Annotated in this window: 10 protein-coding genes; all 10 read right to left on the bottom strand. The window is 40.9% G+C overall.

Translation table 11 applies throughout. From position 1 onward, the window contains the following. Window positions 1-17: 17 nt before the first annotated feature. Genes COJ96_RS10360 through COJ96_RS10315 form a run of 10 tightly spaced genes read right to left on the bottom strand, consistent with a single transcriptional unit; the run spans window position 18 to window position 15,466 of the window. On the bottom strand, window positions 18-809 hold the full coding sequence (locus COJ96_RS10360; protein WP_142332982.1) for a sugar phosphate isomerase/epimerase family protein: 792 nt from the start codon (window positions 807-809) through the stop codon (window positions 18-20). A 35-nt stretch (window positions 810-844) separates the two neighbouring features. After that, the gene (locus COJ96_RS10355) at window positions 845-2,728 is read right to left on the bottom strand and encodes a beta-N-acetylhexosaminidase (RefSeq protein ID WP_098572863.1); all 1,884 of its coding nucleotides are present in this window, start codon (window positions 2,726-2,728) and stop codon (window positions 845-847) included. 6 nt (window positions 2,729-2,734) lie between these two features. Next, window positions 2,735-4,078 (bottom strand): GH1 family beta-glucosidase, encoded by a 1,344-nt coding sequence (locus COJ96_RS10350; protein ID WP_098572862.1) that lies wholly within the window; start codon window positions 4,076-4,078, stop codon window positions 2,735-2,737. A 5-nt stretch (window positions 4,079-4,083) separates the two neighbouring features. Further along, window positions 4,084-7,242 carry an FAD-dependent oxidoreductase gene (locus tag COJ96_RS10345; RefSeq protein WP_098572861.1) on the bottom strand — a complete coding sequence of 1,053 codons (3,159 nt, stop codon included), beginning with the start codon at window positions 7,240-7,242 and terminating at the stop codon, window positions 4,084-4,086. A 19-nt stretch (window positions 7,243-7,261) separates the two neighbouring features. Then, complete coding sequence (locus COJ96_RS10340) at window positions 7,262-9,415, bottom strand: Sip1-related alpha-galactosidase (RefSeq protein ID WP_180230049.1); 2,154 nt, start codon at window positions 9,413-9,415, stop codon at window positions 7,262-7,264. A 36-nt stretch (window positions 9,416-9,451) separates the two neighbouring features. Then, entirely contained in the window at window positions 9,452-10,429 is a 978-nt protein-coding gene (locus COJ96_RS10335) for an ROK family protein (protein WP_257148482.1), read from the bottom strand. Next, window positions 10,426-11,070 carry a D-sedoheptulose-7-phosphate isomerase gene (locus COJ96_RS10330; RefSeq protein ID WP_251457732.1) on the bottom strand — a complete coding sequence of 215 codons (645 nt, stop codon included), beginning with the start codon at window positions 11,068-11,070 and terminating at the stop codon, window positions 10,426-10,428. The genes COJ96_RS10335 and COJ96_RS10330 overlap by 4 nt, the downstream gene beginning before the upstream one ends. A gap of 27 nt (window positions 11,071-11,097) precedes the next feature. Beyond that, complete coding sequence (locus COJ96_RS10325; RefSeq protein WP_180230048.1) at window positions 11,098-12,369, bottom strand: four-carbon acid sugar kinase family protein; 1,272 nt, start codon at window positions 12,367-12,369, stop codon at window positions 11,098-11,100. Beyond that, window positions 12,366-13,037, bottom strand: a complete 672-nt coding sequence (locus tag COJ96_RS10320) for a class II aldolase/adducin family protein (RefSeq protein WP_098572858.1) — start codon at window positions 13,035-13,037, stop codon at window positions 12,366-12,368. Before COJ96_RS10320 ends, COJ96_RS10325 begins: the two co-directional genes overlap by 4 nt. Window positions 13,038-13,039: 2 nt before the next feature. Next, a complete protein-coding gene (locus tag COJ96_RS10315) occupies window positions 13,040-15,466 on the bottom strand; it encodes an alpha-mannosidase (RefSeq protein WP_098572857.1) in 2,427 nt (808 codons plus the stop codon). Between the last annotated feature and the right edge of the window lie 14 nt (window positions 15,467-15,480).

Here is a 15,480-nt window from a genome sequence, read left to right as displayed (position 1 = left end):
AAATATTGGAACTAGGATTAGTCTTCATTAAGTAAACTCTTCACCCATACAAGAGCTTTCGCGCAGTCATCGGTTGGATCATGCTTAACTGCTTCTTGTTCAATTGATACTGTCCGATCATATCCGATTTCTCTCAAAGCTTTTACACACTCTGCAATTCCAGCAATTCCTGTTCCGAGCGCAACAGGGTTATGCTCCCCGATCTCCCTGACATCTTTAAGATGAACATTCAGTAAATAATCCTTTAATTTCCAGATTGCTTCAGCTGCGGAAAAGCCCTGTGTCCCATACCAGCCTGTATCAACTGTTGCACCAAGTAAGTCACCATAATCCCCAATCGCTGCCTTTATCTGATCAGGGTGCTTTTCGGGATGGTTTTCAACGCCAACCTTGATTCCATATTCATTACAAAGGCTATAAATGACGGGAGCTGATTCTTTGGTAATCCCGCTGGTAATTAACTCTATTCCAAGCATCTTGGCGGTTTCGAAACAAAGACGGGTCCATCGAGGATATCGAACTGGATCACCTAGCGAACATGAATAAGAATAGACACTTAATCCATAACTCTTCCAAATTTTCTGTAATTCCTCTGCAAAATATGGAGTCATAAATTTAGGAAAGGCATGCCCCATCCATAGTTCGATATCCCGGAATCCTGCACTTTGAATATCCCTGCATATACGGTCAAATTCTTCTAAACTAAAAGTCTCAATTACTTTCCGTTCGGCTTCTCCCCAATTTTCCATAGTAGTCTGGTAATTCATTGCCCGGGCAAAATAATTTGCCGTTTGAAACCCAATAATCACATGAATCCCTCCATTCAATTTCTAATTGCGACTGTTTATACAGAGAATCCTCCTGCTGTTACAATTCGATGGTACGTATTTCTACCTAATGCACCTTCAGGCATTTTCCATGGTGCGTCAAAGAACAAACGCTCTTCTGCTAATTCCTCAATGCTACTGATGCTTCCATTGAGCCACGAATGCAGCCGATATTCGACTGTATCTAATCGGGACAAAATCCCGCCGTATCGAATATCGATTACTTCCCAGCCGAAAGGCTTTAAAGATGAAAACCATAAAGAGCGGTGCAGTTTACGGAGCTCATCCACCATGCTTCTTAATAATGGAAGCTGGTCCTTTAATTGCGTTAACTCCTGTTTATCCCGCCGGTCGTAAGCAGCTTTTAAATGGATGCCAAATTCTGCTTTTACACTTAGTACTCGGGCCAATTGGGAATAAAAAGAAAACATCTCTGACCAATTTTTATTCCGTTCTTTCGCTTCTTCCATACGAGACGCTAAGTTTAAATAATGCTGTCCTAACGGCAGACTGCGGATATTTTCATCATATAAACCGAGTAGAACATCCTGCCATAACAAAAATTTAGATGGATGTGATTCATGAAGGTTATCTTTCGAAACACCAGGGGTTTCATCAAATTCATTTAGGGCAATGAAGTCGTCCCAATCTCCACCGGTACAAAATGAAAACCGTTTGGCTAATTTCTTGTGATCTACTTCTCTTCCATATCCGTGTTCAGCAAATAGCTGTAGTCCGGCCAATCCTGTGAATGGATGTGTTTCCGCACCATTATCTCCCCACATGGTCGCGAATACCTCAGTGATACCCTCTTTTTTACATGCCTCCAATGCAGCATTTGTAGTTGCCATTGTTTTTCCATAGTTCGGAGCCATTCCATTCCACGTCCAAACTCCGCCGGCAAAGATGGGCTCAGAGCCAAATTCTTTATGTTTTTGTAAAAATGTTCGATAAAATTCCTCGTCCGTATGGTAATAATCCCAATACACCATTTGAACATCCTTAGGCATGGAATCAATGACATCCTCTGGTATGTGGGCATTTAGATCGTAGTAATTACCATTTTTCGAGCCAAGTCTAAAATACATATCGCTCCATATCATTGGTGTTAAAGATAACTTTTCAGCAAGTGCGACAACCTTATGCAAGTGTTCATTCATGATGGAGAAACGTTTTTGGTAGCCATTCTGTTCCAGATATTTTCCTAGGCCCAGCTGGTGGGCTTCATCCATACCAATATGAATTCGATTGCTTCGAAATGGCTTGGATGCAGCCTTTAATAAGTTTTCAATAAATTCATAGGTTTCTTCCTTACCAACCAATAAAATATCGGCCGTATCTTTTATGTTTGCTGCATAATTCCATTTCAGTGCCTCGGTTAAATGGGCAAGTGTTTGGATACAAGGGACCATTTCTATTCCAAACTGGTGGGCATAATCATCACATGCCCGCAATTCCTGCTCACTATACCGGCCACGCATATACCCGAAATAAGGATATTCTTCAACTGTAAATGTATCCTCTGTATACACCATCACGACATTTAGACCCATTAATGCCATTTTTCGCAGAAGATTTTGAATTCCTTCTACAGTCATTACCCCATTACGGGAAACATCGACCATCACACCATTGGTTTTAAATTGAGGTTCTTCCATTACCTGAAACGTCTTATTTTCCTTAAACTCCTGTATCCATAATCCTACTGCACGAAAAAAGTGAATCTTCTCCTCAAAGAAAATCTCCCCGCGTTCCGGATTGCAGTTGACCTTTAACGAACCAGCTATTTGTTTCACATGAATAGGAAATCCTTGTTCACTTTGTTCAATCTTAAGCTCATGACAAATAATTGATAATCCTTCTTCAAGTCCTTGGATATCGCCGTAAAAGTGTAGTTTCATAGGGGCCTACACCTCAAACCAATAATTTTGATTCAATTTACTGTACCAATAATAGCTATCTTTCTTTGTTCTGTTTAATGTTTGGTAGTCCACATGAACAAGACCGAAACGCATGCTATAGCCGTATGACCATTCATAATTATCCATCAATGACCAAATACAATAGCCCTTTAAATTAACCCCTGAGTTAAGGGCACGACTAATTTGTGTTAGGTGCTGTTTCAGGTATTTAATCCGTTTATCATCTCGTACGCGTCCATCTATTGGGTCCTGATTATACGTTGCACCATTTTCAGTAATGTAGATAGGGACATCACCATATTTATTTTTAATATCCATTAACACTTTATAAAAGCCTTCAGGATAGATGGTGAAATCAATATCCGTGTGATCAAATCCAATATCAATGTGTTCACAATCAAATGTTCCCTGACCTTCTTTATATCTAGAGACGGTTCCCGTATAATAATTGATTCCTAGGATATCGATAGGCTGATTAATGAGTTCCATATCGCCTTCTTCGATGTTTACTTTTGCCCCTTTTGCTGCAAACCAATCAACTAATATTTGTGGATAACTGCCTTTAAACACCGGATCAAAAAACCATTCCGTAAACCAGGCAGAGATTCGCTTGCAAGCCTCGATATCTTCTGGGCGATCACTAAATGGTTCGTACCAAGTAACGTTTGGCGCAAAACCGATCTCTCCAGGAATTCCAAGCTCTTTAAAACGCTTAACCGTTTTTCCATGGGCTAGTAATAAATGATGTGCTACATCAAGAGCTGATTGGAGATTCTTTTCTCCTGGTGCTTGTTCTCCAATGAAATATCCTAAGAATGAAACACACCATGGCTCATTAATCGTTAACCATGATTTAATTTTTCCAGAGAACTCATGGAACAATAAATCTGAGTACTCCACAAATGCCTCAATCGTTTGGCGATTCTTCCATCCGCCTTCATCTTGAAGTGCTTGCGGCAGGTCCCAATGATAAATGGTGCACAGAGGTTCAATTCCATTTTCTAACAATTTATCAACAAATGTATGATAGTGATCCAGACCCTTTTGATTTACTTCTCCTCTTCCATTAGGAAAAATTCTTGGCCAGGCAATTGAGAAGCGGTATGTATTGACACCTAATTCTTTTAATAAGGCGATATCTTCATCGATGCGATGGTAACTGTCACAAGCGATATCGCCATTATCTCCGTTTCTGACTTTTCCTGGAATCCGACTAAATGTATCCCAGATCGACATTCCTCTGCCGTCTTCGTTATATGCCCCTTCTATTTGATAGGCAGCCGTAGAAACCCCAAAGCGGAAATCTTTAGGGAATGTAATAATTGACACGATTGTTAACCCCTTTCAAAAGTTATTTTTCTTAGAATCTTTTCGTTGTCGACACCAATATCTGTATGTACTATATATGGCTGCGGTTTCAACCTAGCTTTTTCACGCTCAAGCCACTCGCTCCAAATCCTTTTATCCTTAGAAAGGTTACTCGCACTTAAGCGCTTTAATTCTGTATGTGCCTGCTTACTAAGCAAGGAACGGACATCGTCGAGATAATTGACTAATATTTCATACCCTTTGGCACTTCCGCAACGTGCCAAAGCTCTTCCAATGGCTAGTTCCAGAAGGGCCCGTCTCTCAAGGAAGAAGTCGGCTTGATGGCCAGCATAGCACTGTTGATTGTTGACAGATGGGATGCGCAGTAATTGCTCTAACATTGGAATGGCATCCACATCACCTAATCTTTCAGCCCCAACACATATTGCATGGATATAATAAAAAATTCCCCACAACTTATCTTTAAAATCTTCTTCTGTTGGTTGCAGTAAATCAGCAACCCGCTGCCAAACTTTAATACTGCGTTTATCTCTGGTAAGTCCTAAGGAGTAAAGTAAATAACAGGCATCTGACATCGCTCCGTGGTCAGGCGGCATCGTTACATACAAAATATCCGCCGTCCGTTTCGGCAGTTGTTCTCCTTGCAGCATGGTCATTAGTTCAAAGATTAAAGTCGGAACGCCTGAGTTTGACCCATACATGGCTAATGCTTGTGCAAGCCGGACCTTACGAATTCCATCCGCGTCCTCATATGCCTGTTCCAGAAACGGAATGATTCTCTCTCCCGCCGTACAAATTTCAACAAATGGAATCTGCTGCTGATAGATTTCATTCATACGCATATGAGAGTATTCGTACAGTGGCTCTATCTCAATTGAATCAACCAATCTCTTTAGTTCTTCATCTGTATATTGAATAGCCTCTAATTTTCTCGTTAAAATACTTTCAGGCATTAAGCCCTCTTTTATAATTCTTTCTTGTAAAAGCCGGTAATCTATCTTTCTAGGATACTGCTTTTCTTTCACAGCCATCGCTGCGGCAAGTGCAGCAATACCTCCTAAGTTTTCCAAATCTGATTGCATGCGAATTGCTGGGAGGGCATCGTGCGTTGCCGAGACCGCCTTGCCAACCACTAATATTCCGTCCAGTCCTTTTGGGAGAAGCATTCGATACGGAATTTCAATTTCAAGGTTTGGCGGGATTAAGCCGGCATTTAACCAGTCAGCCTCACTAATTCCCTTCATATCATGGTTGCTAAAATGGATGTTAATACAATCCGTCCAGCTTCGATGCAACAATTGATCGCTCATGTTCATGACAACATCACCAATGATGTGACGACTTTCACGCGGAGCTACATAAATGCCGTGGTCATGGCAGCCATCAACGTCAGCACTCCATCTTCTTCTCCCAGCAAGGATTGCTCTTGTATAGTCTTGAACATCCGACACATTCACCATACTCGTGAAGTTATTTTGTAATTTACCTGGCTCTTTGTATTGAGCAAGTGAATACCACATCACGACATGGTCGCGGACAGAGCCATATTCAAATTCAGCTCCCGCAAATGCGGCAAGATCGCCATCACCAGTAGCATCAATTACACAATCGCTCCATACAGTGCCAGCTCCCCATTTCGTGGCCACAAGGCTGCCGCAAACCCTAGTTCCTTTTGTAATCGCCCCGAACGTGATGGTGTTAAACAACCATTCAATTCCTAAACGATCAGCCATTTCGATCAGAGCAAACTTCTTTGCCTCAATATTCCACTTATGGCCTTTGTACTTAATTCGTTGCTGGACATCATGGACAAGTTTCGTAATTCTCTCAGCATATCCATGGCGCTTACCAAACCAATAGCTGTCCACACCCCCAAAAGTACCTGTTCCGCCAAGTCCCGGATTGAGGTCAACAAGGATGGTATTGATACCTTCTTCTGCGGAAACAATCGCGGCTGATGCCCCGCTAGAGCCTCCTCCTGCCACTAGCACACCTGCTGTTTTACATAAGTACATTTCCTGTTCCGGAACAAACTGCTGGTTAACATGACGATCTAATAATTCAACAGGGATTTTCATTTCAAAACTGTCATCTTGAATAGAAACCTGGGCTTTTGTCTGTCCTGAATTCTCCTTTTTGAAAGTAAGATCATTCAGTAATTCTGCAACTTGTTCACCTAATGCAGCTGCTTTGGCAGGGTCTAGCCAATCCGTATTCCCATGCTTATAAAGATCTTGATAAAAACACCATGTATTTGGGTAATTTACCGATAATTGATCAAGATTCAGCGGTCGTTGCGTTTTGGGATACTCTTCCATTTCTTGAAACGGGCCTTTTAATTCATATGAACTTGCACATAACAAGGCTTTATTGAAAGCCGGTATGTGCTGAACCAGATATTCAGCTAGAGACATTCCTGCTTTTTGAGCGGCTAATTCCCGCTGTTGATTGGCTTCTAAACTGTTGTCCGCAGGTAACAACATTTCATATTCTACATAGAAATGTCCATTTCCGTGATAGCCGCTGTAGAGGTGAATCTTGTTGTGTTTTATCCCTAATCCGGACGGAACCGTAAATTCTATTTCATCTATTTCTTGGACATTGGTAAACTCTAATACTCGCTTAAAGTAACCCGTTTTGCTCTTCTCTGATGATGTCCATACTTCATCGTTAAAAAAAGTAGTAATAGCCGTTTCACTCGCATCAACAATTCCTTGGCATCGAATTAATTGTCGTCCTGATTTATTGGCTATTATCAACCCATTGTAATTGTCAGCAAGATTCGTGATCCCAATTGGGAGCGAGGCATACAATAAATGGATTCCCGCACCCAACAATTCCTCTTCCAACTGTAATTTCAATCGATCGACGTGAAAGACGATCGATTGAGAATCTCTATTGCTAATTGTTCTTCCACAAGCTTTTACACAAGCCTCCAATATTCTAGGTATTGGCATGGTTGTATGTGGCATCGTTATCCAAGGACGGAGGGCAGCGGTTAATTCACTTCCTAAATAAGTCCTTGATTCAACCACCATAACCCGTTTACCCTGTTTGGCCAATTGCAGGGCACTTGATAAACCTGCAAAGCTTCCACCGATAATGACGACATCGACTTCCGCCAAAATCGGGATTTCTTGTGCAGGCAATCGATGATTAGTCAAAATGACAGCCCCCTTTACATTAGTGTCCTTTTTTTATTTCAAGGAACACTTCACCCTCAACGTCCTGGCAATCAATGGTAAACAGCTGCTCGTTTGCAGAATCTTGGTGTATTAAGACCAATTCACCATTAACCGTTGCTTTAACTGGTGTTTCTTTCGACAAGAAAGCAAAAACTCCACCTTCTCTTAAGGTTACTTTCAGTTCTTTATCCAGGTTCCAAACCTTTACAATCCCATCATTGCAAATGAGTTTATTTAAAAGACCGATAGGTGTAAATGGCTTTTCAACTGGAATAATTAAATAAAGGGAGGTCCCGTTTTCCTCGATTTTAATATTCATTCGTTCATCTTTGCTTACAACCACATGTTTCTTCGTGAATACGTCAAAAATGATGAACGATTCTCCCACTAAATTTGGTACGTCATTTGGACCAATCGATCCTTGAATTGATCCAGTTCCTTCATTAATATTAAATGCGGCTATAACTCCTGCACCCTTGCATTGGTTCCAAATCTTTAATGGCTTTTTGGCTTGAGTTGGATCAATAAAGAGGCAATCTTCGGTTGGTACTCCAGGTTGTTCACAACGAATGATTTTTCCATCCTTATAAATTAACGGCCAAACCATGTCTGGATTGGTTTGATCAACCGCATCGCTAAAATAAATAGGCCCGCCGCTGACTACTCGTAAGATCATATTTTGCAGATCATCATGGTTTTTCGTCCAATACATATCCCAATCGCCCCAATAAAACGCACCATGGTATAGGGAATTATAGGCATTTTGCAAGGCATGTTCTTTGAATCCGCGCTCTTCTTGCGGCACAAAGTCATCACTATTGCGAGAAACGGCTGAGTATGGACGATGCCATATATTTTCCTCAGCCATTCCCATACAGTTAATGACTGTATTATCAAAATGTAAGGAACAGGAGGCTTCGAGTGCTGTATGGGCCCCGCTTGCTGCTTCGCCAACAGATTGGTTATTCACTGTAAAGTTTGAAATAGCACTTTGACTGTCGACTTTTACAAAGTCGATGCCATCTTTCTTTAATTTCGAGTGCCAAGCATGCCAAAAACCAAATCCATCTTCCGCTTTGGGTGATGGTATTAAACTGCCGTTTTTGGCTGTAAATAAATGTTTATCTAATGACTTAGCCAACGGTCCATTCGGTGAAATTCCCTCCCAATAACCTGCAAGGGTATGCCAAACTCCTACCCAATTGACACCAAAGTCATTTTTAAGGGATGAAACGGTATTGGCCAACCCCTGAGGAAATTTCTCCTGGTCTGCATCAAAGGAGTAAAGCTTTCTATTTTCCACTTCGGACCAGCCATCATCAATCATCATCCATTTAACAGGAAGTTTTTTTTGTTTTAGTTCCTCAGCCTTGGTTAGGATTCCTTCTTCATTAACCTCATGATAAAAGGCATCCCAACTGCACCAGCCTAAGTAATCCAGAATCTCAGGATACTTTTTTTCTTCTCTTGACATGATGCTTTGTCCACAAAGCGTGATGGCTTTCTTAACATTTTCATTCACTAAAGAGTAAGGATTATTTCCCGTTCCTAAAATAAAAGCAAATGTGGATATATGATTATAGCCGCCATGAAATGGTGAGATCGAGATTTGCAATCCATCTTTTGTACCGCTTAAATCTGTCCGTACTACTTCATCACAAACTGGCAGCAAATGATAGTATTCTTTTTCAGTTCTAAGTAATAACGATTGGGTCCGTTCTGGGATTTCTTGAATATTATCTGTAAAGAATGGCCGCGTCCACCACTCTTTATGTTGATAGTTTGCCATAATCTCATAATCTTCCATTAGGTTGTTAATCGTTATGTTGATGGCACGCTGTGGTGAAAAAAATACTTGTTTTTTAAACAATTCTTCATTTTTAACATCTGCATCCACAAATGCAGTAATAGATGAAGCGTAGCATCGGAATCGTAATTTCGTGAATACTGTATCATCATTATCGCTATAGGAAGAACGATATTCAGTATAAAAACCCAGATGGTCTTCTCCTGCGCTCTCTTCACTTGTTTTCAATTCTAAATTTTGAAGGGATTGATTTTCCAGATTAATAGACACTTGAATCTCGGAAAGAAAGGTTTTATTATTCAAACGGCATTGCAGCTCGTTATGATTTTGCTGGAATTGAAACATCGTATAACTCCTTTTGTTCATTTTTTGTTAAAGAACTTAACCGTTGATTTCTAGTCCATATTTGGCAACAGAAAGCGCTGCCAGGTCACCTACACTTTCTCCTAAGCCAGAAGGAACCACAGTACAAACATCGAGAGAATAAGAAAGTGCTTCCTTTCGAAGTTCTTCCATGACAATTGGCTTCAACAATGCTTCCTGGCGCAAATAAATGCTTCCAATGATAATTCTTTCTGGATTTAGCATATCCACTAATAAAGCCAGACCTCGACCTAATTTTTGTCCAACAATGCGGTAGATCTCAGTGGCAAACAGATCGCCTGCTTGAGCCGCTTCACCAACTGTTTTTGCTGTAATTGCTGCAATTTCATCTTGATTAGAACAAACAGAGGTCACTCTTCCCTGATTTAACCACTCTTTTGCCTTCATCTGTGCCAAGCGGGCGATTCCGCCGCCACTGCAGAAGCCTTCAAATGAGCCTGCCTTTCCGAATCCAATCGGACCATCATCCTCTAAACGAATATGCCCGACCTCGCCAGCGAAATCATTTGTTCCTGTATATAAACGACCATCCAAAATAAAACCTGCACCCATTCCTGTACCGAACGTTAGAAAAATCATGTTGTTCGTGCCTTTTCCTGCTCCCCATTTCCATTCAGCCAATGCACAGGCATTGGCATCATTTTGGAGAGAAACGGGAACTTGAAAACGTTCTTTTAATAGTGAAACCACATCAACCCGATCCCAGTTTGGTAGATTTGGGGGCGACAATATCAAACCCTTTTTACTATCAAGCGGGCCTCCACAGCTGATTCCTATGGCTTTCAGTTCCATTTCATTTTGTTCCTGCAATAACTTTTCTAACTCATCCATCATTGTTAAAAGGGCTGAGTCAGGTGTCCCCGGAGTAGGAAAGCTTTGCTTTGCCACTACCTTAATTCCTTTTTCATCTTCCACTCCTAATACAACGGCACATTTTGTACCGCCAATATCTAAACCGGCTAAAACGGGAATCATCCAAAAAACGCCTCCTCTAATAAAATACAAAGGGTATGGTAAATCGGGAGATGTCTTTCTTGTATATCAGGTGTGGAATCAAAGGGTACTGAAATGGTTACATCGCATAACGTTTTCAATTCTCCACCGCCTTTTCCAGTGAATCCAATGGTTACTAACCCAAGGGCTTTGGCAACCTTTACCGCATGATTTATATTTTTGGAGTTACCCGAGGTACTAAAGCCGATAAATACATCACCTGCTTTACCATATCCGTACACTTGTTGGGCAAAAACCATATCTGGGGCAACATCATTGGCGAATGCAGTCATGAGTGCTGAGTGACTTACCAATGAGATTGCAGGGAGAGCCCCTTGTAAATTTTCTCCCAGGTAGTAATCGCCACCTGAAAAAGAAGCTAGTTTATCTTTCATCTCTTGTGATAATGGACGTTTTGACATAAAGCCCTTCATTAATTCACCAACAACATGCTCACAATCAGCCGCACTGCCGCCGTTACCTGCTAATAACAGCTTTCTTCCTGACTGATAAGCCTGTTTAATCACTTCGAATGCTTCCTCTATACTTGTTTGGCATTCTACTAATTCCGGATACTTTCTAAATAGCTTTTCTAAGTTAGCATTCATTAAATTGGCATTCATTGCTACATCCCCTATTAAATGGTTAGTTTAATTTTCTTTCAGGTGCTTTATTGCCTTAGCAAAGAAATCCTTACTTCCAAAGCTTCCTGACTTCAGTACGAGCATCCGCGTTGGAGGATCTAACGTAATACATGAAGGAAGACCTGGTTCAATTTCTCTCCATACAGTCAATCCCTCGACGCCGAGCCGGCTGCAAACAGAAGCAGATGTTTCTCCTCCCGCTAATAACAATCGGTTAACTTTTGTTCTTTTTAATGTCTCATCTACTACAAACGCTAAGCTTTCAGATACCATTCTTGAAACGGAAGTATTGGTATAACCCAAACTTGTACCTAGTTGTTTTGTTTCTTGGACTATCTCTTGAATATTAGAGGAGTGAACAAGAACATCCTTGCCATCATTTAACCGCGTGACAAGATTCGTAATAAGTTCCTCTAAATGGGCATCCTTTTGATCCGAAAAAAGAATCGGTGATTTCATTTCAAAAACAGGAAGTCCGCGCTGTTTCATTTCTTCTACTTGATGAAAGGTTTGCGGCATCAAGCTGCCGGCCGCACACAATACCCCTGATTCCAATTTGGGGATGGAGATCGAACCAGTGCCTTTTTGAGCTTTGTTCATGACGAGGGCTAATTCTTCTGCAATCCCTGATGCACCACAAATAATTTTTTCATTCTTTATTGCTTTAGCAATGACTTGTAACGAAGACTGATCCTTGACATCAATAATTAAGTACTGGCAATGGGAGCGCATTGAATTAATTTTTTGTTTCAGTTTTTCACTGCCTTGTTCAACAATCTCATGATCAACTAGTTCCACTTTTCTTTCTGTCTGCGCTTGTAAAATTCCAACCAAATCCGAGCGATGCATCGGATGGACAGGATCATGACGAAACTCAGAATCTGCTAATTTCTTTCCATGAACAAAGTGCTGCCCATGTATCGTCGTTCGGCCGTTTTTAGGAAACCCAAGAACAATCACCGCAAATTCGCTTTCAAGCGCATCGAGCATTGCATCAAATTCCGCACCAATATTTCCTCTAAAAACAGAACAGGTCTTATTGAAAAATTGTTCACAACCAAGAGTCTGGAGACTTTTGGTACTTGCAAATACTTTCTCATAGGCCTCTTCAGTTTGATCCAGACGTGAGTTCGTATCGATGATTAATACATCTGGTGGGAACGTTCCCATTTTATTGCGAAATGGATAAGGAAATACTACTGTCTCCCAATCTGACTTTGCAAACATAATTCCAATATCATTTGCTCCGGTAATATCATCCGCAACGATTCCAATCAATGTTCCCACTTCCTTCTTGGCTTATATCCTGAATCCACAAGAAAACTTTGGACCTTTTCCTCAGAAAGTTCTTGAATGTGTACACCAGCTTTTTGCGAGATTACTAGCATTCGACATGCCATTTCTAATGTTTGCAATGCCATTTTTGCTTCTTTTAAGGAAGTATCGTAAACAAGAACGCCATGATTTTCTAATAGAAGAATGTTTGCCTTTTTCGCTTGTTCCCGAACAAGCTCACCAAGTTCCTTTGAACCAGGGTGTGCATAAGGCACCCTCTCAATCTTTTCCAAATAATACATGCCTTCAACAAACCATGACGAAGGAATTTCAATGTTTGAAGATGCAACCAATGTGCTATATAAAGGCGAGGCATGCAAAACAGCGCCAATCTCTGGACGAGTTTCATAGATAGCGAGATGCATCGGAATTTCCTTAGAAGGTTTTCTGCCACTGCCTATACCTTGGCCTGTTTCAATCGAACATTCGGCAAAATCCTCTAAATCCAAATCTCCTAAATACGTTCCGCTCGCCGTAATTAAAAACGAACTTTCCTCGGTTTTGGCACTGATATTCCCTGAATTCCCCCAGGCGAGCTCATATTGCATCATATATTTCCCTGTTTCTCTTAATTGCCTTTTTAAATCTTGTTTTTTATCGAAAATAACCATTGTTATTCATCCCATTCAATCAAATTTGTCTCTCTGACAGGTTCATTAATATTCTTGGGAATACGGAAGGTTTTAATTTCAGAAGGCTTAAAGACAGCCTTGAACTTCCGATCAAATTTTGGCAAGGTGATTTCTGCTTCCGTTGGCAGTTTATTTGTTTCATATAATCGAATGATTAAATCTTCATTGTCTTCTGCCTTTTTAATTGCACTTACGAGCACATTATCAGCAGTTACAGTCACATAAGAATCATTTTGTGGTAACGAACCTTTATGGAAAGTCTCAATAATTGAGATTGGTTTACAAATTAGCTCCGCTGCCCTTTTCGGTGTTTCTGCCTCTTCCCAGCTTCCCTCATGAGGTAGTAATGAGTATTCAAAACGTTGTATACCTTGATCAATAAATGAGTATTCCCCGTCCTCTTCTGGTACGAGTGGATCATGATGAGCGTAGATCGGGCTTCGTAATACGGTTAATGCAAGCTCTTTATTATGAATGCTATAGCTGGATTTTGCGTCATTCATGAGACTTAATCCATAAACTCCCTCATGGTTTGGTGTAACACCAGTAACATCAACCCAGCTTTGCCCTGGCTCTTCTTCACCATTATGTTCTCGTTCAATTGTTCCATATGGAATTTCATAAGTCTGTTTTCTAAAGATCGAATTAATTGGAAAAACAAGCTTAAGCATCTTAAATTTCTCGCGCCAATCAACGGTTACTTTTACATCGATTTGTTCCTTTTCATGATACATTGTAAAGTCTTGGATTAAGATAGAACGGTTGTATTCACTTTTCACGCGGATCACTGATTTAACCGGCCCATGCTCAGCAAGATATACTTTTACAGCCTTGAAGTCACCAATCTTTTCATTAAAATGAAGTGTGTCATGACTCCATGTATCAGTTTTATCGTTGATCACTACCGGCCTTGATGCTGGACCTGAAAATACTTCATGCCCCGTCTTTTTGTCAAATAGACTAGAAATCCAACCAGTTTCAGGATCAAACTCCATTTTAAAGCGATCATTTTCCATTGCATGTGAACTTGCTGTTATTGGTTCCACTTCTGTTTCGATACCAGGTAATTCTGAATAAATCCGATAAACACGGTATCCCATAGCTGGTAAATCAGCTAAAAAATTTAAGCGGTATCGTCCGCCCGCTGTCGCTTGAGATTGTACCGTTTGAAACGGAACTGCCTGGCCTTGGTCATCGATTAACACTGATGTTGGTTTAATGCTGCCAATTTCGATTTCGACATTCACTTTGCTATTCCAGGCGTGTGGATTAAAGACAACAATGGGCCTCATTCGCTCATCCTGCTCAATGTCTATCTTCCATGAAATAGACTGGATAGCATTATTCAGTGCCCGGTCAGCAATAGCCAAGGCTTCTCCGTATAAATTCCGCGCGTCCTCATACGCTGGCTCAATGCTTGTTCCCGCCAAAATATCGTGGAATTGATTAAATAATACATTCTTCCAAGCCCTGTTAAACTCAGCAGGATAAGCTTGTCCTGTTAACCAAAATGCAAGAGCTGAATATTTCTCAGCCGTTACCAGCATATTTTCTGCCTTTCGATTGTATTGCTTTACTCCTGAATGGGCTGCATAGCAGCCGCTCGCATGATGCTGCAGGTCATCATGAACAACTGGCAAACCCTTTGTATCCTTCACTTTTTCAAAATATTCTTCAGGAGTGGAGAATACTAGATTAGGAAGTGCTGGATCCTCATTTAAACGATAAATGCTTTCAATATTTTCCTTTGTTGGTCCGCCGCCATGGTTTCCAACGCCGTAAAAAATCATCTGGTCTTGCACGTTCCCTTTAAACTCACCTTTACAACGCTTGACAATCCGATCTAGTTCTTTACCCCATGAATTATATTCATGCATAATTCGAAAGGCCAACACGCGTGAGCCATCATCTGATTCCCACCAAAATAGATTACTTGGCAGCCCTTTTTCATTGGGGGCCGGCCGCATGAAGACATAAGAGTCCATTCCGCTTTTTTTCAAAATTTGGGGCAGCATTCCATGATGACCAAAACTATCAACGTTGTAGCCAACCTTGGCTGTTACACCAAATTTTTCTTGAAAATAGCGCTGACCATAAAGTCCTTGTCGTACAAAGGATTCTCCGTTTGGTATGTTACAATCCGGCTGAATCCACCAGCCGCCAACAATTTGCCAGCGTCCTTCTTTGATTCGCTCCTTAATTTCAGCAAACATTTCAGGTTCATTTTCTTCTACCCATTCGTACATCGAAGCTGAACTAGAAGTGAAAATGAAATCCTCGTATTCTTTCATTCGATCCAAGGCAGACCGAAACGTAGCTTTTGTTTCTTGAAACCCTTCTTGCCATTGCCAAAGCCAAACCGGATCTAAATGAGCGTTCCCAATCATATGAAATGTCTTATCTTTCATTTCCTCAACCCCTG

It is taken from the genome of Bacillus sp. AFS073361, from assembly GCF_002567005.1.
GTDB lineage: Bacteria > Bacillota > Bacilli > Bacillales > Cytobacillaceae > Neobacillus.
Note: the sequence above shows the minus strand (reverse complement) of the source record. Positions and strands in the feature narration are given on the sequence as shown.

What these genes read in the sequence shown, in the direction of transcription:
- COJ96_RS10355 (WP_098572863.1), bottom strand. Translation starts at nt 2,728, where the DNA reads ATGAAACTACACTTTTACGGCGATATCCAAGGACTTGAAGAAGGATTA.
- COJ96_RS10340 (WP_180230049.1), bottom strand. Translation starts at nt 9,415, where the DNA reads ATGTTTCAATTCCAGCAAAATCATAACGAGCTGCAATGCCGTTTGAAT.
- COJ96_RS10335 (WP_257148482.1), bottom strand. Translation starts at nt 10,429, where the DNA reads ATGATTCCCGTTTTAGCCGGTTTAGATATTGGCGGTACAAAATGTGCC.
- COJ96_RS10330 (WP_251457732.1), bottom strand. Translation starts at nt 11,070, where the DNA reads ATGAATGCCAATTTAATGAATGCTAACTTAGAAAAGCTATTTAGAAAG.
- COJ96_RS10320 (WP_098572858.1), bottom strand. Translation starts at nt 13,037, where the DNA reads ATGGTTATTTTCGATAAAAAACAAGATTTAAAAAGGCAATTAAGAGAA.
- COJ96_RS10315 (WP_098572857.1), bottom strand. Translation starts at nt 15,466, where the DNA reads ATGAAAGATAAGACATTTCATATGATTGGGAACGCTCATTTAGATCCG.